The sequence below is a fragment of the Salinispora oceanensis genome (assembly GCF_000383575.1).
Taxonomy (GTDB): Bacteria; Actinomycetota; Actinomycetes; order Mycobacteriales; family Micromonosporaceae; genus Micromonospora; species Micromonospora oceanensis.
In genome coordinates this window covers 1103665-1120824 of the sequence record NZ_KB911579.1, presented here as the reverse complement: position 1 = coordinate 1120824, position 17160 = coordinate 1103665, and the positions used below count along the sequence as shown (strand labels likewise).

Here is a 17160-nt window from a genome sequence, read left to right as displayed (position 1 = left end):
ACACCCGGGCTGTGGCCGGAGGGATTCGTCGGGGCGACGGCATAGACTCGCCGTGCGATGCATCCTCTCTTTGACATTCCCGTGCCCTCGTCCGCGCCCGACCCTGCTCCGCCGCGACGGCCCACTCCGGCGCGCCTCGACCCACAGGCGCTGCTGGACGGGCTGAACGGCCCGCAACGGGATGCGGTCACCCACGCCGGGTCACCGCTGCTCATCGTGGCCGGGGCCGGCTCCGGCAAGACCCGGGTGCTCACCCATCGGATCGCCTACCTGCTCGCGGAGCGACAGGTGCACCCGGGTGAGATCATCGCGATCACTTTCACCAACAAGGCCGCGGGCGAGATGAAGGAGCGGGTGGCCCAGCTGGTCGGGTCGCGGGCTCGGTTGATGTGGGTCTCGACCTTCCACTCCGCGTGTGTCCGTATCCTGCGGGCCGAGCACGAGCACGCCGGTTTGAAGTCGACCTTCTCGATCTATGATGCCGACGACTCCCGTCGGCTGATGCAGTTGGTCGCCCGGGAGCTGGATCTCGATCCGAAGCGCTACCCGGCGCGCGGGCTGGCCGCCCAGGTCTCCAATCTGAAGAACGAGCTGGTCGACCCCGAGGAGTTCGCGGCCCGGGCCAAGGGGCCGAACGAGCGGGCGCTCGCCGAGGCATACGCGCTCTATCAGCGGCGGCTCCGGGAGGCGCACGCGCTGGACTTCGACGATCTGATCATGACGACGGTGCACCTGCTCCAGTCGCATCCGCACGTCGCGGAGACCTACCGGCGTCGGTTCCGGCACGTGCTGGTTGACGAGTATCAGGACACCAACCACGCCCAGTACGTGTTGATCAAGGAGCTGGTGTCGGGCACCGACGGGCTCGACCCGGCGGAGCTCTGCGTGGTGGGTGACGCCGACCAGTCGATCTACGCGTTTCGGGGCGCGACGATCCGCAACATTCTGGAGTTCGAGCGGGACTTCACCGACGCCCGGACGATCCTGCTGGAACAGAACTACCGCTCCACCCAGACCATCCTGAACGCGGCCAACGCCGTGATCGACCGAAACACCTCCCGTAAGCCCAAGCGGCTCTGGAGCGAGGCCGGGAACGGCGACCCGATTGTCGGCTACGTCGCCGACACCGAGCACACCGAGGCCGACTGGGTGGCCCGGGAGATCGACCGGCTCGTGGACGACGGCGACACCCGCCCGGGGGAGGTGGCGGTCTTCTACCGCACCAACGCCCAGTCCCGGGTCTTCGAGGAGGTGTTCATCCGCGTCGGCCTCCCCTACAAGGTCGTCGGCGGGGTCCGCTTCTACGAGCGGAAGGAGGTCCGGGACGCCCTGGCCTACCTGCGGGCGTTGGTCAACGAGGACGACACGGTCAGCCTTCGTCGGGTGCTGAACACCCCCCGCCGGGGTATCGGGGACCGAGCCGAGGCGTGTGTTGAGGCGCTCGCCAGCCGGGACCGGATCTCCTTCGGCGCGGCCCTGCGCCGGGCCAAGGACGCGCCGGGCATCTCCACCCGGGCGGCGAACGGTATCGCGGAGTTCATCGCGCTGCTCGACGGTGCCCGGGAGGTCGCGGAGACCAGCGCGCCCGAGGAGGTACTGGAGGCGTTGCTGAACCGGTCGGGGTACCTGACCGAGCTGGAGGAGAGCCTGGACCCGCAGGATGCCGGCCGGGTCGACAACCTCCAGGAGCTGGTCAGCGTGGCCCGGGAGTACACGGAGCGGGTGGAGGGCCTGGGCGAGGAGGGCGAGCGGGCCACCGTCGCCGGCTTCCTGGAGCAGGTCGCGCTGGTGGCCGACGCGGACCAGTTGCCCGCCGACGACCCGGAGCACCAGGGGGTGGTCACCCTGATGACGCTGCACACCGCCAAAGGACTGGAGTTTCCGGTGGTGTTCCTTACCGGGATGGAGGACGGGGTCTTCCCGCACGCCCGTACCTTTGGCGACAACCACGAGTTGGAGGAGGAGCGGCGCCTGGCGTACGTGGGGATCACCCGGGCCCGGCAGCGTCTCTACCTGTCCCGGGCGGTCACTCGATCGGCGTGGGGCCAGCCGGCCTACAACGCGCCGTCCCGGTTCCTCGCGGAGCTGCCCGTGGAGTTGGTGCGCTGGGAGCGCACCGAGGGCTCGTACACCTCGTGGGCCGGCGGTGGCGGGGGCGTGGGCGGCCGCGCGGACCGGGGGCAGGGCGGCTTCACCGGGGGTACGCCGAAGGCCACGCAGCTCGCGCGTCGGCTCGGCGTTGACGGTAGCCGCCTCGCCACGGCCAGCGAGTTGCCGTCGGCACCCCCGCGGGTCGCGGTCGGGGACCGGGTCAACCACCAGCGGTACGGGCTGGGTCGCGTGCTCGCGGTGGAAGGGCACGGCCCGGGCGCCCGGGCCCAGATCGATTTCGGCGACCAGACGCTCTGGCTGGTGCTCCGGCACGCACCGATCGATCGTCTCTGAGCCGGCGGCGGGCCCCACTCGGCCGCCGCCCCGCGAGGCACTCGGTCAGCAGGCCACGTCGATGCCGCGTTCGCGGAGGAACGGCGCGGGGTCGATCTGGTTCCACAGCTGGCCCTGGTGTACCTCGAAGTGCAGGTGCGGGCCGGTGGAGTCGCCGGTGGAGCCCTCCAGGCCGATGGTGTCACCGGTGTTGACCTGGTCGCCGACGGTCACCTTAGCGGTGCTCAGGTGGGCGTAGTGGGTCAGATAGCCGTTGCCGTGATCGATGACGACCGAGATGCCGTATCCGTCGCCGACGTCGCCGGCCTTGGTCACGGTGCCGCCGAAGGCGGCGCGGACCGGGGTGCCGGCGGGCAGCGCGAAGTCGATGCCGGCGTGCAGGATTCCCGACCGAGGGCCGTAGCAGGAGGTGATGGCGGCGTCGGCCATGGGGATGACCCAGGTCGGCGTTGCCGCGGTGGTCGTCGTCGTGGTTGTCCGGTTGGCTGTCATCTTCGGTGTCCCGCTGGCCGAGGGCTGCGCGGTGGGGCTCGCCGAAGCGCTGGGGGTCGGACTGCTGCTCGCCGGCGCCCGGGCGGAGCGATCGGCGCGGGCGGCCGCCTCGGCGCGGGCCGCGGCCTCGGCTTGGGCGGCCGCTTCCGCGCGGGCGGCGGCCTCGGCCTGGGCCCGGGCCTCGGCTTGGGCTCGCAGGTCGATGTCGACGGCACCGTGCGGGGTGGCGTTCTGGTCATCTCCGGTGATCGCTGTTACCGCGACTCCGGTGAGGGCGAGTCCGGCTACCGCGGCAGCCGCGGTCCGCAACACCCGGCCCCGGGTGCTGGTCGGTCGCCGATGGCGGGCCGGCGCGGTGTTCCTGCGCGAGCGGGGGCTGTCGTTCTGCACAACGGACCTTCACTGCTCGTAGGGGCACGTGACCCCGACATCCTGAGGTCCGCCTGGAGCCGGCTGGAGACGAGGGGCTCTCGGGTGGGCGCGGTCCGACGCGTTCGTTGGAACTTTGTCAGTCCCTGTCGCGAATGGCAGCGGCAGCGGTTCGGCTCGCACGTGGGCTCGGTCACACTGCTGGAGGTGACCTCAAACACCTTTGCGGGCTGGAGGTGTGAAAAAACCGCCCGGATCCTTTGATCCGGGCGGCAGTAGGGCGTGACCCTGTGTCAGGGGGTGGTTACCTCGCTGTGGAAAGGCTCCATTTGAAGTTGGATGTCCACTCCGCGCTCCATCAGCCAGGGCACCGGGTCGAGCGGTTCGCCCTTGACATGGACCTCCAGGTGCAGGTGGGAGCCGTAGGAGAGGCCGGTGTTACCGACCAGACCGAGCTGGTCGCCGGCCTTGACCTGTTGGCCCTCCTGCACGCTGAGGGTGGAGGAGTGGCCGTAGATGGCCTCGCTGCCGTCGGCGTTCGCGACGATCACTGTGTATCCGTATCCACCAAACCAACCGGCCTTGGTGACGGTGCCGTCATGGATGGAGACGTAGGGGGTGCCCTCCGGGGCGGCCAGGTCCACCCCGGTGTGGAGCTCTTCGCCCTGAACGCCGTAGGGGGAGTTGAACTCGTAGTCCTTGAGTGGGAGGCACCAGACTCCGGTCTCCGCCTCCAAGCTGAACCGCTCGCCATCCCGCGACGAGCGGTCGGCGGCATTGGCGCGCTCCGCGGCGTCCTCGCTGAGCGCGGAGGCCGTCTTCAGCTCGTCCAGGACCGTCGGGCTGACGCTCTTGGCGTCGGGAAGGGCGCTGCCGGCGAAGAGTGCGACTCCGCTGGCGCCGACGAGGGCGGTGGTAACCACCGCGGCGTAGCGGCTCCGCGGTGGGGTGGGTACGCGGCGGCGGCCGCGATATCTATCGGGCTCAGACGACAGGCGCTGGCGCACGCACACCCTCCGTTGTCGGGGTATCGAGGCGATCGGGCGGGTTCGTGGAGCTGGGTGAACTCCGCCGGTCGCGTCGTCACCCGTCCATGGACCTGATGACAACCGTTGGACACGGTAGCCAACCGCCACGTCCGTCACAAGCCGCATCGCTAGATTGGTGTGATGTTTGTCCGATTCTATCCACTATTGCCCAGGGGTTGAGCCGGTGAAGGTGTCCCCAATCTCATCCCGTTCGTCGCGTAGGGTGACCGAATGGCGGAGTCGTCCGACTTGACCGGCCCCGGGTGTTGTCCCGCTCTCCCGTGGGTGGGTGGGTGTCGAGGCCGCGGCGCGTGCGACGGCCCGGATTCCTCGGCTCGGACCGGGCGGGTTACCGTTCGTTAAGGTCAAGCCGCGGAGCCGGTGAAAGGGATGCGCAGATGAGCTCTCGTGTTCGGGTCGTCGTCGCCAAACCGGGCCTGGACGGCCATGACCGCGGCGCAAAGGTCGTCGCGCGTGCCCTCCGGGACGCCGGGATGGAGGTCATCTACACCGGGCTGCATCAGACCCCGGAACAGATCGTGGAGACCGCGATCCAGGAGGACGCCGACGCGGTCGGACTTTCCGTTCTGTCCGGGGCACACATGACCCTTTTCCGGCGGGTGTTGGAGCTCCTTGCCGAGCGAGACGCGCGAGACATCGTCGTCTTTGGCGGGGGCATCATTCCGGACACTGATATCCCGGAACTGCGGCAGATTGGTGTGGCCAAGATTTTCACTCCGGGCGCCACCACGGGGTCGATCGTGGACTGGGTTCGGGAGAACGTGGCGCAGGCCGTCGCCTGACGGTCGGCCCGAGAAGTTCCTGGGCCGGACAGGGGGAGAGGCCGGACGCACCCCTCACACGCCCGGCCTCTCTATGCACGATGCCCCGCCGCCACCCCTCGACCGACAGGGCATCGGCCGTCTTGTCGCCGCGCTGACCAGCGCTTCGACATCTGACTCAACGAAGCCTGACCCCCGGGGTTACGTGTCGGGGAAAACATCGTCCGGAAGGTTGACGCTCGGCCAAACGGCGGGTGCTGGCCAGTCAGCTGTGTAGAACCGCACACCACGTACCCGCTTGGTCGTTGGTGGTGTCGACCTCGCTAGGCTGCCTTCAATGGCCTGTTACAACTGATGACAGGCGTCAAACTGTTTTCCATACGCTGGTGGCGGCGCGACGGCGCGCCGCGGAGACGGGACGGGACGCGCAATCGTGGACCTGTACGAGTACCAGGGGCGGGACCTGTTCGAGCGGCACGGGTTGCCCGTGCTCGCCGGCGGCGTCGCCACGACCCCGGAGGAGGCCCGCGCGATCGCCGAACGCCTCGGCGGTCGGGTGGTTGTCAAGGCGCAGGTGAAGGTCGGCGGCCGGGGCAAGGCCGGCGGGGTGAAGCTGACCGAGGGCGCGGAGGAGACGGTGGCCCGGGCCACCGACATCCTCGGCATGGACATCAAGGGGCACACTGTCCACAAGGTCATGATCACCGTGACCGCGGACGTGGCGGAGGAGTACTACTTCTCCTACCTGTTGGACCGGGCGAACCGCACCTTCCTCTGCATCGCCAGTGTCGCTGGTGGGATGGACATCGAGCAGGTAGCCGCCGAGACGCCGGAGAAGGTCGTCAAGGCGCCGATCGACGCGAACGTCGGCGTGGACGCGGCGACGGCCCGGCGGATCGTCACTCAGGCCGGTTTCCCGGCCGAGGTTACCGACCAGGCCGTCGAGATCGCGGTGGACCTGTGGCAGGCGTTCGTCGCCGAGGACGCGACGCTGGTCGAGGTGAACCCGCTCGCCAAGACCGCCGAGGGTGGGCTGCTCCTCCTCGATGCCAAGGTCAGCCTGGACGAGAACGCGGCGTTCCGGCACCCGGACCACGAGGCGCTGGTTGACCAGGCCGCGGTGGATCCCCTCGAGCAGGCCGCCAAAGAGAAGGACCTCAACTACGTCAAGCTCGACGGTGAGGTTGGCATCATCGGCAACGGCGCCGGACTGGTCATGTCGACCCTCGACGTGGTCGCGTACGCCGGTGAGCGGCACGGCGGCGTGAAGCCGGCCAACTTCCTCGACATCGGGGGCGGTGCGAGCGCCGCGGTGATGGCCAACGGCCTCGAGATCGTGCTCTCCGACCCTGCGGTGAAGAGCGTCTTCGTCAATGTCTTCGGCGGCATCACCGCCTGCGACGCGGTCGCCAACGGCATCGTGCAGGCGCTGGCCCTGCTCGAGCAGCGGGGTGAGAAGGTCACCAGGCCGCTGGTCGTCCGCCTCGACGGCAACAACGCGGAGGCCGGTCGAGCGATTCTCGACGGCGCGAACAACCCGCTGATCCAGCGGGTCGACACGATGGATGGTGCGGCCGAGCGGGCCGCCGAGCTGGCCGCTGCGGGGGTCTGACAATGGCGATTTGGCTGACCAAGGACTCGAAGGTCATCGTGCAGGGGATGACCGGTTCCGAGGGTTCCAAGCACACCCGGCGGATGCTCGCCGCGGGCACCGACATCGTCGGTGGGGTGAACCCGCGTAAGGCGGGTACCACCGTTGATTTCGACGGCGCCCAGCTGCCGGTCTTCGCGAACGTCGCCGAGGCGATGCGGGAGACCGGCGCCAACGTGACGGTCATCTTCGTACCGCCGCAGTTCACCAAGGGCGCGGTGATCGAGGCGATCGACGCCGGCATCCCGCTCGCCGTGGTGATCACCGAGGGCGTGCCGGTGCACGACACCGCCGCCTTCTGGGCGTACAACGTGGCGCAGGGCGAGCGGACCCGAATCATCGGGCCGAACTGCCCGGGGATCGTGTCGCCGGGCGCCTCCAACGCCGGCATCATCCCGGCCGACATCACCGGTGCCGGCCGGATCGGCCTGGTCAGCAAGAGCGGCACGCTGACCTACCAGATGATGTACGAGCTGCGCGACATCGGCTTCTCCACCTGTGTCGGTATCGGTGGTGACCCGATCATCGGCACCACGCACATCGATGCGCTGGCCGCCTTCGAGGACGACCCGGACACGGACGCGATCGTCATGATCGGTGAGATCGGTGGCGACGCTGAGGAGCGGGCTGCCGAGTTCATCAAGGCGAACGTCACCAAGCCGGTGGTCGGCTACATCGCTGGCTTCACCGCACCGCCCGGTAAGACGATGGGGCACGCGGGTGCGATCATCTCCGGCTCGGCCGGCACGGCGGAGGCCAAGAAGACGGCGCTGGAAGCAGTCGGCGTCAAGGTCGGCAAGACTCCGACCGAGACGGCCCGGCTGATGCGGGAGATCATGTCCGCGGGCTGAGCCCCGGCGACGACAGCTGGAGGGATCGGCCATCCACGGGCTGATCCCTCCAGTCGTCAACTCAGCTGAACGGGTTACTGCCGCCAAGGTAGAGAAGCCCATTAGCGATGATGTTGAATACGCCGAAGGCGATGCCCAACCAACCGAGCACCGGCGAGTTGCCGAAGCGCCGAGCGTCACGGATCGAGAAGTAGCCGAAGACGATCCCGAGGATGCCGCAGCAGAGCAGGCCGACGACGATGCCGAGTACGCCCCAGAGCGTCGTCCGGTCCCTTCCCGCCGCCGCCTCGGGCGGCGGATATGCAGCGGTCACGGCGTGCCTCCTCGCATCGGTGCCGCGCCCGCCGAGGTGCAGGGGGCCACGGTCAACACCTCCGGTGGTGGAGGTTCCCACTTGACCCACCGGTCGGCCGCGGTGGCGTCCTGTGGCCGAGGCTAGACCGGATCGGAGGCAGGAGACGGTGGATCACGCAACTCGAACCCGCCCGGGGGGTTTATCGACCTGCCACCGCCCCCGCGGCATGTCAGAGTGGACCTGATGTCCTCCGTCACCCCCGATCAGCCCGGCCGGCGCACCCGGGTGGGTGCCCGCCCACCGGGGCGACCCGGGCCGGCTCGCCGGGTCCCCGCGCCACGGGCGGGTGGACCGCCGAGTCGCCCGCCGCTGGCCGTCGCCGCGGGCGTCGCCGCGGTCGGGGCGGCGCTCACCTCCTGGCTGCCGGTGGCAGTGGTGCTCTGGTTCTTCCAGCTCAGTGCGGGTGCGTCGAGCCTGCCCGGGGCGGTCCAGGTCGGGCTGGCCGGCTGGCTGCTCGGGCACGGCGTCCCGCTGACGACGAACGCCGGTCCGCTCGGGCTCGCTCCGCTGGCGGTGACCCTGCTCGCCGGCTGGCGACTCATCCGGGCCGGGGTGCACGTCACCCGGGCCATCGGTGCCCGGCGCAGCAGGTCGCCACAGCGCGCGTTCGTCGCCGCATCGGCGGTCGGGGTCGCGTACACCATCCTCGGCGTGCTCGCCGCCCTGCTGGTCAGCGGCGGGGAGCTGGACGTGTCGCCGGTACGGACCGGCCTGACTCTCGCCGCGGTCGCCACAGTTGCTGCCCTCGTCGGGGCGGTTCGTACGACCGGGCTCGGTGACCTGCTCGCCGTGCGGGCGCCGCTACCGCTGCGGGAGGGGATTCGGACCGGTCTGGTCGCGGCGCTGCTGCTGCTTGCGGCGGGGGCCGGCGTGGCGGGGCTGGCGGTGGCGACCGGTGGCGGTGACGCGGCCGACCTGATCGCGGCCTACCACACCGGGGTGGCGGGGCAGGCCGGGATCACCCTGGTCAACCTGGCGTACGCCCCGAACGCGGCGATCTGGTCAACCAGCTACCTGCTCGGCCCCGGATTCGCGGTTGGCACGGACACCACGGTGCAGACCAGCGAGGTGACGGTGGGGGCGCTGCCGGCCCTACCGCTGGTGGCGGGCCTCCCCGGTGGGCCGGTGGACGGCCTGGGCACGGGCCTGCTCGCGGTGCCGGTTCTGGTCGGGATGCTGGCGGGCTGGTCGTTGACCCGTCGGGTGCTGCGCTCCGGCAGCAACAGAGCCCGGGAAGAGTGGGGGCCGCTGCTGCGTCCGGCGGTGCTCGCCGGCCCGGTGGCGGGCCTACTGGTGGGGGGCGCGGCGGCAGTGTCAGCCGGCCCGCTGGGTGCGGGCCGGCTGGCGGAGGTCGGACCGGTGCCGTGGCAGGTGGCGGCGGTGGCGACCGTGGTGACCGGGACCGGCGTGCTGGGTGGCGTGGTAGCGGCCCGGTTCCTGTCCCGCGGCTGACTCCACCGAGGCGACTAGAGGACGAGCCCGACGACTTCCAGGAGCATCCAGCCGAGGTTCAGCAGCGCGCCGATCGTTCCGCAGGTTATGCCGGCCAGGGCCTGGCCACGATTGTCCGCGAGCCCCTGCTCGACCTTCTGTTGGCCGAACCATCCGGTTACCACCGCGGCGATGCCCACCAGCAGCCCGATAGAGAAGACACAGGCCAGCGGGACCGACACGATGCCGAGGATCATGGAGAGCAGTCCGAGCGTGTTCTGCTTGCCCGCCGGGAACGGGTAGCCCGCGTTCGGGTACATCTGCACCCCACCGTGGGGCCCCGGGTACGGCGGAGGGGCGGGTGTGGCGTACGGGTTCGGCGGCGGTGGGTTCGGCGGTGGGGTGGGCATGGCGTACGGGTTCACCGGCGGCGGAGGGTACGGCTGCTGGGAAACCGGGGTAGCCGGCGAGGCGTACGGGTCGACCGGTGGGTGGTAGGGGTCGACCGGCGGGTGGTAGGGGTCCGCTGGTGGGTGGTACGGGTCGACAGGTGGGTGGTAGGGGTCCGCTGGTGGGGCGTACGGCTCGGCCGCTGGCGCGTGGGGCTCCACCGGTCGGGCGTACGGGTCGGCCGGCGGGGTGGACGGACCGTGCGGGGTGGACGGACCGTGCTGCGGATTGGATGGGTCGGGCTGCATGCGTCCTCCCGGTCGATCAGCAGGAGTTCGAGGACTGGGGCGGGATTCCGGGCTGCATCTCTCGCTACTCCTTTGAACCAGGGTGCGACACCGGGACAACTGTCGCTACCGGTGCGCGGGGAAGCGACCGGCAGCGTACCTGGTCCGGTCGCTGACGCAGCGTCGGCTTGCCGCCCAGCGGACCGGCGGCCGGACCACCCCGATAGGGTTGTCCGGTGCCTGAGCCCGCAGCTGCCGCCCGCATCGTCGTTCTCGTATCCGGTTCCGGCAGTAACCTTCAGGCGCTGCTCGACGCCGGCACCGATCCCGGGTACGGGGCCCGGGTAGTCGCGGTCGGGGCGGACCGTGACGGCATCGTCGGGCTGGACCGGGCCGCGGCGGCGGGGGTGCCGACCTTCGTTGAGCGGGTGAGGGACTATCCGACTCGCTCCGACTGGGACGCCGCGCTTGCCGCGCGGGTCGCCGAGCACACCCCTGACCTGGTCGTCTCCGCTGGCTTCCTGAAGCTGGTCGGCCCGCATTTCCTCGCCGCGTTCGGCGACCGCTATCTGAACACGCACAACACCCTGCTGCCGGCCTTTCCCGGCATTCATGGGCCCCGCGACGCGCTCGCCTACGGGGTGAAGATCACCGGGGCCACCCTCTTCTTCGTCGACGCGGGCACGGACACCGGCCCGATCGTCGCCCAGGTCGCGGTGCCGGTCCGGGACGGCGACGACGAGCAGACGCTCACCGAGCGCATCAAAGAGGCCGAGCGACGCCAGCTCGTTGAGCAGGTGGGTCGCCTGGTCCGTGCAGGTTGGACGATCACCGGAAGAAAGGTCACGGTTCCGTGAGTTCCAGTCAGGACGAGCGCCGCCCGATCCGGCGGGCGCTGGTCAGCGTCTACGACAAGGCCGGTCTGGCCGAGCTGGCCCAGGCGTTGCACGACGCCGGCGTGGAGATCGTCTCGACCGGAAGCACCGCGTCGGCCATCGCCGGTGCCGGCGTGCCGGTCACCGCGGTGGACTCGGTTACCGGGTTCCCGGAGATCCTCGACGGCCGGGTCAAGACGCTGCACCCCAAGATCCACGGCGGTCTCCTCGCGGACCTGCGCAAGGAGTCGCACGTTGGGCAGCTCACCGAGCATGGCATCGGGGCGATCGACCTGCTGGTGTCCAACCTGTACCCGTTCCAGGCGACCGTCGCCTCCGGGGCGGGGCAGGACGAGTGCGTCGAGCAGATCGACATCGGTGGGCCGGCGATGGTGCGGGCCGCCGCCAAGAACCATGCCTCGGTCGCCGTGGTGACCGACCCGTCGGGCTACCCCCAGCTGCTGGCGGCGGTCCGGGCGGGTGGCTTCACCCTGGCGCAGCGTCGGGCGCTCGCGGCCCGCGCGTTCGCGGTGATCGCCGACTACGACGTGGCTGTCGCCGAGTGGTGCGCGCGGGACTTGGTCGAGGAGGACGCGCCGTGGCCGGGCTTTGCCGGCTTGGCGCTGCGTCGCGACGCCGTGCTGCGGTATGGGGAGAACCCGCACCAGCCGGCTGCCCTCTACACCGACCCGTCGAGTCCCGCCGGGCTCGCCCAGGCCGAGCAGCTGCACGGCAAGGAGATGTCGTACAACAACTACGTTGACGCCGACGCCGCCTGGCGGGCCGCCAACGACTTCTCCGACCAGCCGGCGGTGGCGATCATCAAGCACGCCAACCCGTGTGGCATCGCGGTGGGCGCGGACGTCGCCGAGGCGCACCGTAAGGCACACGCCTGTGATCCCGTGTCCGCCTTTGGTGGCGTGATCGCGGTGAACCGACCGGTCGGCGTCGAGCTCGCCGGGCAGGTGGCGGAGGTGTTCACCGAGGTGGTTGTCGCCCCGGATTTCGAACCCGACGCCCTCGAGGTGCTGCGGGGCAAGAAGAACGTGCGCCTGCTGCGCGCCCCGGCCTACGCCCCGGCGGCGGCGGAGTGGCGACCGGTCACCGGTGGAATGCTGGTACAGGTACGGGACCGGGTGGATGCCGCGGGTGACGACCCGACCGCCTGGCAGCTGGCGACCGGGGAGGCCGCCGACGAGGCGACCCTGCGGGACCTGGCCTTCGCCTGGCGGGCGGTCCGAGCGGTGAAGAGCAACGCGATTCTGCTCGCTCGCGACGGCGCGACCGTCGGCGTGGGCATGGGGCAGGTCAACCGGGTTGACTCGGCCCGGTTGGCGGTGGAGCGGGCTGGTGCCGAACGGGCGCGGGGGGCGGTGTGCGCCTCCGACGCGTTCTTCCCGTTCGCCGACGGTCCGAAGGTCCTCTTCGATGCTGGGGTGCGGGCGATCGTCCAGCCCGGCGGATCGATCCGGGACGAGGAGGTCATCGCCGCGGCCAAGGCGGCCGGCGTGACCATGTACCTGACCGGTACCCGGCACTTCTTCCACTGACCGAGCTCAGGTCAGTTCCAGCCCGCCGTCGACAGTGAGGACCTGCCCGGTCAGCCAGGTGCTGGCCGGGTCGGCCAGGCGCAGGATCCACGCGGCGACCTCTCCGGGTTCACCGCGGCGACCGAGGGGGATGCGGGCGGCCTCTGCTCGTTTGATCTCCTCGATGGCCGGGTCGGCGAGTCCGGCGGCGGCCAACGCCTGGCTTTCGGTTGGGCCGGGAGCGAGGGCGTTGACCCGAATCCCGTCCGCCGCGAGTTCTGCCGCCCAGCTCCGGGTGAGCTGCTCGAGGGCGGCTTTGGCGGCCGCGTAGTGGGCGGCACCTGGTAGGGGCCGGTGGCCGTAGGTGCTGGAGACGTTGACGATCGAGCCGCGGCTTCGGCGCAGGTGCGGTAGGGCCGTGTGCGCCAGCAGGCTGGGCGCGACGACGTTGAGGTCGAACAGGGCGGCGATGCCCGCCGCCGTGGTGTGCGCCAGCGGCATGATCCTGGTAGTGCCGGCGTTGTTGACCAGGACGTCCAGGTGTCCCCAGCGGTCGACTGCGGCGGCAATCACTTCCTGCGGGGCGCCGGGGTCGTTCAGGTCGGCCGGGTGGACGGCGATCGCGGGGTGTCCGGCGGCGGTCTCCGCGAGGGCGTCTTTGCGGCGGCCGACACCCAGCACCTCTGCGCCCGCGCGGGCGAACGCGTGTGCTGTGGCGCGGCCGATGCCGGATCCGGCGCCGGTGACGACAACGACTCGTGCGGTGAGATCGGTGCAGGGTCCGGCGTTCACAGTCCATCTCCTTGTTCGATGTTCGTGAAACGTCGAACAAGGTAGCATGGGCGCCATGAGAAGGGCACGACATCCCGACCCCGACGAGATCTCCCTTATCGACGTGCTGGGGGCTCTCAACGACCCCATCCGGGTCGGCCTGGTACGTGTGCTCGCCGATGGTCGTGAACGCGGGTGGGGCGAACTTCGCGTGCCGGTCGCCAAGTCCACCCTCAGCCATCACCTGCGCGTGCTCCGCGACGCGGGTATCACCCGCACTCGGCAGGAAGGCACCCGCTGCTTCGTCGAACTTCGTGGCGGTGACCTCGACGCTCGCTTCCCCGGGCTGCTGGGCGCCGTCCTCGACGCCGCCCACCGTGACGACGTGGGCGGCCACGTCGGCGTCGTGGACGGCCTACCCGAGGCCCGCGCAGATCGAAAGCCTGGAGCCCCGCAGATCGAAAGCTGAGGGCCTCGCAGATCGAAAGTCAGATGCCCCGCGGATCGAAAGCCGAGTGCCTCGCAGATCGAAACCCCCGGGGTATCATCAGGCGTGCCTCAGCTGATCCCACGCCACGCCGCCGCGCAGGTCAACGCCGCCTTGGCGGACACCCGCGTCGTGCTGATCAACGGGGCGCGTCAGGCTGGCAAGAGCACTCTGGTTCGGGTCCTCGCCGGGGACCGGCTCGCCGAGCGGCACGATCTCGACCGGGCGCAGGACCGGGCCGCAGCGGCTACCGATCCGGTCGGCTTCGTGGGCTTTGCAGAACTCCTGGTAATTGACGAGATTCAGCGCGTTCCGGAGTTGCTGTTGGCGATCAAGGCGGCGGTTGACGAGGACCCCCGCCCCGGCCGGTACCTGCTCACCGGGTCATCGCGGCTGTTCGGCATGGTGGCCGCCCCGGATGCGTTGCCAGGCCGAATGGAAACCATCGAACTCTGGCCGTTTTCCCAAGGCGAACTCGACGGCGAGCCGGACGGATTCGTTGACGCTGTCTTCACGGTCGGGGCCGACCTGCGACACGAGTCGGATGTGACCCGCGCCGACTACGCGGCCAGGATCGTACGCGGCGGTCTGCCCGAAGCAACGGCCCGTGCCGACCCGCGACGCCGCCAACGGTTCTTCGACGCGTACATCCAAGCGCTGATCGACCGCGACGTCCGGCAGTTGTCCGACATTCAGCACAAGGGGGAGCTGCGTCAGCTGATCCGCCTGCTCGCGGCCAGGTCCGCGACGATCATCGCCGCCAACTCTCTCGAGTCCGCACTCGCACTGACTCGGCCGACGATCGCCCGCTACCTCCAGGCGCTGGAAGAGATCTTTCTGATCAAGCGGATCCCTGGCTGGTCCCGCAACCTGGGCACCCGGGCCACCGCCGCAGCGAAGCTGATCTTCGTTGATGCTGGTATCGCCGCCAACGAGCTTGCGACTGATGCCCGGGCGCTGCTCCGGCCGGGGGCCCCATTCGGCCCGATGCTCGAATCATTCGTGCTGTCCGAGCTTTCTCGTCAGCTCACCTGGTCCGAGCAGCTCGTCGAGCTGTACCACTACCGCGACCAGAGCCAGTACGAGGTCGACGCGGTGCTCGAGAACCGATCCGGACAGGTCGTCGGGGTCGAAGTCAAAGCCGCCAGCACGGTCGGACCCGGCGACTTCCGGGGGCTGCGCCGACTCGCCGACCGCCTCGGCGACGATTTCATCGCTGGTGTTGTCCTCTACACCGGCACGTCCACGCTGCCATTCGGCGACCGACTGCGCGCACTGCCCGTCAGCGCCTTGTGGCAGCTACCTGCCCCGACCGGAGATCGACCGCACTGAGGTCTTCCCGCGTGCCGCTGGCGTGGACCGCACGGCTGCGGGTCCAGCCGAGGAAACGCTGGTGGAGGATTCCGGCGGGGGTCCAGGGCAGGTCCGCGGTGGCTTGGACGAGGTGCGCGCCGAGGTAGCGGGCCAGCGAGACCGGGGCGCGGTCGTACCCTGCCTGTAGCTCCTGCCTTCGGGTTGGGCAGGGCCAGGGCAGGCCGCAGCCGCTGCAGGTCCATGCTCGGGGGACCGGGCTGTGGGCGGTCATCCGGCACCGCGCAGGAATCGGTGGGTGATTCTGCGGGCGTGCCGGCTGGTTGCCCAGTCGGCCTGCGAGCACGGGTACGGCGTCAGCCGCGACCACCAGGCGCGGCAACCGGTGCACATGCCGTCAGGTCCGGGTACGTGCGCGGCGAGGATCGTCTGTTCCTGCTGGTCGGTCGCCGGTCTCACCGATGGCCCCTGGTCTCACCATCGGTGCGCTGCTCCATCATCGTCGGGGTAGGGGGCGCGGGCTGAGTCGGTTCGCGGTGCCACTGTGTGTCCCGTAGCCGTCTCGCCTGGTCGAGCAGCCGCCGCCGGGCCGCTTCCTGCTCAATCGCCTGGTGGTGCTCCCCGATCCGCGTTCGTGGCGGCAACTCCTGCCGCCGCAGTAACCACCGCACCACGCTGGATAGCTTGGAAGAGGCTGCCACGGGTTCGCCTTTCGCCGAATGCCATAAGGCGGCGGCGAGTTCCGGCACTCTCGGGAGCGGGGCCGGGATGGTTGCCCGCCGCCAGTGACCTGGACGCTACGAGCGGTCGCGGGTGGCGGCGGGGAGAGTCTGTACCTGAGGGAGCGCTACCCCAGTACGCCGATCGCGAGGGCAAGTTCCCTAGCGTCCTCCCCGACCATGCCGGGCCGGCTGGATAGCTCCAGGACAGCGGTGCGGGCGTACGGATGGTGTCGCACCGTGTCCACGCTCTCCCGCAGTGCCCGTCCGAGCAGGTGCACCGCGGCCACCTCACCTCGGTGCAGCACATGGGCCCGTGCGCCCTCGATAAGGGCGGCGGCTCGACGGGTGCACGACGGAAGCGCACGGTAGTCCATGGTGTCCGCGCGCCGGACCGCTGCACCCGGTCGGCACAGGTCCGTTTCGATGGTGACCGCGTACGTCGCACAGGCCGCTGGTCCGAACATCAACCACGGGTGGGTGTACCCGCTGCCAAGCCGGCCGGTGGCCTCGTCGGCGGCGTCCCATGCCCGCCATGCCTGCCCGGCTCGACCAGCCTTGCTGTGCCCCAGCGCGATGCCGAGCTGGGCCTGCCCCCACCGGGCCAACTGTTCGTCGTCGGCGGCCGGGTCCACCAGAGCGGCAGCGTCGACAAGCACCTGTTCGGCGGCGTCGATCTGGTTGGCTCCGCGGTAAACGTGGGCGTAGTACCAGCCGGCCGCCGCGATTGCGGCCGGGTCGTCGGCGTCCTGCGCGGCAAGCATCGCCCGGTCAGCGGCCAGCCACACCAACTCTGGGTACGGCTGGTGGGCCAGGTACAACTGGGCGAGGTGGTAGACCCGGGCCAGTTCGACGAGCGCCTGTCGGCGGGCCAGCCCGTCCAGCCGGCGAGCGCTGCTCTGCGCTTCGTTCAGCAGCCCGGGAAGTATCCCGGCGACCGCCGTTCGTTCGGTCGTCGAACGGTGCCACAACTCCCACGCTTGACCGACCAAGCCGCGCAGCACCTCGACCCGAGTAGCCGGACCGACCGGCAGGGGAGAGCGTTGCATCGCGGCGGCGACGTTGTCGAGTGCGGGATGACCAGCGCGGGTCACCGATGCCACGGGCAGGGTCTGATCTCCGGTCAGGTCGGCCAGGTCGGCGAGCCCCAGCACCTCAGCCAGGCGAAGCAGCATGGGAAGGCGGGGCGGAAGTAGGCGGCCGTTCTCCAATGCCTTGACCCACTCCGCGCTGCGGCCGACCAGACCGCCGAGGACCGGTCGGGTCTTCCCGGCACGTTCGCGGTGGGCGCGTAGACGTGCACCGAAGGTCGTCTGGTCCATCATCGTCGCCTCCCAGGTAGCGATTCTGGGCGGCGGACCGCCGGCCGATACTCCGGCGCGCCACC

Annotated in this window: 18 protein-coding genes; 9 read left to right on the top strand and 9 right to left on the bottom strand. The window is 70.2% G+C overall.

Going from position 1 to position 17160, the window contains the following annotated elements; all coding sequences use genetic code 11:
- Positions 1-57: 57 nt before the first annotated feature.
- Positions 58-2445, top strand: coding sequence for a DNA helicase PcrA (pcrA, locus tag SALPAC4_RS0104975; protein ID WP_027644394.1), 2388 nt, complete (start codon positions 58-60; stop codon positions 2443-2445).
- Between the two features lie 45 nt (positions 2446-2490).
- On the opposite strand, the gene SALPAC4_RS0104970 is transcribed toward pcrA, so the two are convergent.
- Together SALPAC4_RS0104970 and SALPAC4_RS0104965 are read right to left on the bottom strand one after the other, a co-directional pair.
- Positions 2491-3327 carry a M23 family metallopeptidase gene (locus tag SALPAC4_RS0104970; protein WP_027644395.1) on the bottom strand — a complete coding sequence of 279 codons (837 nt, stop codon included), beginning with the start codon at positions 3325-3327 and terminating at the stop codon, positions 2491-2493.
- A 272-nt stretch (positions 3328-3599) separates the two neighbouring features.
- On the bottom strand, positions 3600-4313 hold the full coding sequence (locus SALPAC4_RS0104965) for a M23 family metallopeptidase (RefSeq protein ID WP_033663807.1): 714 nt from the start codon (positions 4311-4313) through the stop codon (positions 3600-3602).
- Positions 4314-4732: 419 nt separating this feature from the next.
- Between SALPAC4_RS0104965 and SALPAC4_RS0104960 the strand changes: the two genes are divergently transcribed.
- The 3 genes from SALPAC4_RS0104960 (at position 4733) to sucD (ending at position 7618) form a co-directional block, all read left to right on the top strand.
- Positions 4733-5137 (top strand): cobalamin B12-binding domain-containing protein, encoded by a 405-nt coding sequence (locus SALPAC4_RS0104960; RefSeq protein WP_018729203.1) that lies wholly within the window; start codon positions 4733-4735, stop codon positions 5135-5137.
- A 412-nt stretch (positions 5138-5549) separates the two neighbouring features.
- The gene (gene sucC, locus SALPAC4_RS0104955; protein ID WP_018817095.1) at positions 5550-6728 is read left to right on the top strand and encodes an ADP-forming succinate--CoA ligase subunit beta; all 1179 of its coding nucleotides are present in this window, start codon (positions 5550-5552) and stop codon (positions 6726-6728) included.
- Positions 6729-6730: 2 nt separating this feature from the next.
- Positions 6731-7618 (top strand): succinate--CoA ligase subunit alpha, encoded by an 888-nt coding sequence (sucD, locus tag SALPAC4_RS0104950; RefSeq protein ID WP_019869402.1) that lies wholly within the window; start codon positions 6731-6733, stop codon positions 7616-7618.
- A 61-nt stretch (positions 7619-7679) separates the two neighbouring features.
- Here the strand turns inward: sucD and SALPAC4_RS0104945 are convergent, their stop codons facing one another.
- Positions 7680-7931, bottom strand: a complete 252-nt coding sequence (locus SALPAC4_RS0104945; protein ID WP_019869401.1) for a hypothetical protein — start codon at positions 7929-7931, stop codon at positions 7680-7682.
- Between the two features lie 225 nt (positions 7932-8156).
- On the opposite strand from SALPAC4_RS0104945, the gene SALPAC4_RS0104940 reads away from it, so the two are divergent.
- Complete coding sequence (locus tag SALPAC4_RS0104940) at positions 8157-9425, top strand: cell division protein PerM (protein WP_027644396.1); 1269 nt, start codon at positions 8157-8159, stop codon at positions 9423-9425.
- A 14-nt stretch (positions 9426-9439) separates the two neighbouring features.
- On the opposite strand, the gene SALPAC4_RS25065 is transcribed toward SALPAC4_RS0104940, so the two are convergent.
- Positions 9440-10102 (bottom strand): DUF4190 domain-containing protein, encoded by a 663-nt coding sequence (locus tag SALPAC4_RS25065; RefSeq protein WP_019869399.1) that lies wholly within the window; start codon positions 10100-10102, stop codon positions 9440-9442.
- 215 nt (positions 10103-10317) lie between these two features.
- Between SALPAC4_RS25065 and purN the strand changes: the two genes are divergently transcribed.
- Both purN and purH read left to right on the top strand, forming a co-directional pair.
- Positions 10318-10938, top strand: a complete 621-nt coding sequence (purN, locus tag SALPAC4_RS0104930) for a phosphoribosylglycinamide formyltransferase (protein WP_018729209.1) — start codon at positions 10318-10320, stop codon at positions 10936-10938.
- Positions 10935-12506 carry a bifunctional phosphoribosylaminoimidazolecarboxamide formyltransferase/IMP cyclohydrolase gene (gene purH / locus SALPAC4_RS0104925; RefSeq protein ID WP_019869398.1) on the top strand — a complete coding sequence of 524 codons (1572 nt, stop codon included), beginning with the start codon at positions 10935-10937 and terminating at the stop codon, positions 12504-12506. Before purN ends, purH begins: the two co-directional genes overlap by 4 nt.
- Before the next feature lie 6 nt (positions 12507-12512).
- Here purH and SALPAC4_RS0104920 read toward each other — a convergent pair whose 3' ends face one another.
- Positions 12513-13277 (bottom strand): SDR family NAD(P)-dependent oxidoreductase, encoded by a 765-nt coding sequence (locus SALPAC4_RS0104920; RefSeq protein WP_019869397.1) that lies wholly within the window; start codon positions 13275-13277, stop codon positions 12513-12515.
- Between the two features lie 46 nt (positions 13278-13323).
- Here SALPAC4_RS0104920 and SALPAC4_RS0104915 point away from each other — a divergent pair, with 46 nt between their 5' ends.
- Both SALPAC4_RS0104915 and SALPAC4_RS0104910 read left to right on the top strand, forming a co-directional pair.
- Positions 13324-13725 (top strand): ArsR/SmtB family transcription factor, encoded by a 402-nt coding sequence (locus SALPAC4_RS0104915; RefSeq protein WP_027644398.1) that lies wholly within the window; start codon positions 13324-13326, stop codon positions 13723-13725.
- 84 nt (positions 13726-13809) lie between these two features.
- On the top strand, positions 13810-15075 hold the full coding sequence (locus SALPAC4_RS0104910) for an ATP-binding protein (protein ID WP_019869395.1): 1266 nt from the start codon (positions 13810-13812) through the stop codon (positions 15073-15075).
- Here the strand turns inward: SALPAC4_RS0104910 and SALPAC4_RS28230 are convergent.
- The 4 genes from SALPAC4_RS28230 to SALPAC4_RS0104895 all read right to left on the bottom strand — a co-directional run bounded on the left by SALPAC4_RS28230 (position 15026) and on the right by SALPAC4_RS0104895 (position 17095).
- Positions 15026-15328, bottom strand: a complete 303-nt coding sequence (locus tag SALPAC4_RS28230; protein ID WP_027644399.1) for a hypothetical protein — start codon at positions 15326-15328, stop codon at positions 15026-15028. The two genes, SALPAC4_RS0104910 and SALPAC4_RS28230, sit on opposite strands and share 50 nt — an antisense overlap.
- Positions 15325-15513: a hypothetical protein gene (locus SALPAC4_RS26075; protein WP_027644400.1), complete on the bottom strand. Its 189-nt coding sequence runs from the start codon at positions 15511-15513 to the stop codon at positions 15325-15327. The genes SALPAC4_RS28230 and SALPAC4_RS26075 overlap by 4 nt, the downstream gene beginning before the upstream one ends.
- The gene (locus SALPAC4_RS26070; protein WP_080640847.1) at positions 15510-15755 is read right to left on the bottom strand and encodes a hypothetical protein; all 246 of its coding nucleotides are present in this window, start codon (positions 15753-15755) and stop codon (positions 15510-15512) included. Before SALPAC4_RS26070 ends, SALPAC4_RS26075 begins: the two co-directional genes overlap by 4 nt.
- Positions 15756-15901: 146 nt before the next feature.
- Positions 15902-17095 (bottom strand): helix-turn-helix domain-containing protein, encoded by a 1194-nt coding sequence (locus SALPAC4_RS0104895; RefSeq protein ID WP_019869393.1) that lies wholly within the window; start codon positions 17093-17095, stop codon positions 15902-15904.
- Positions 17096-17160: the final 65 nt, after the last annotated feature.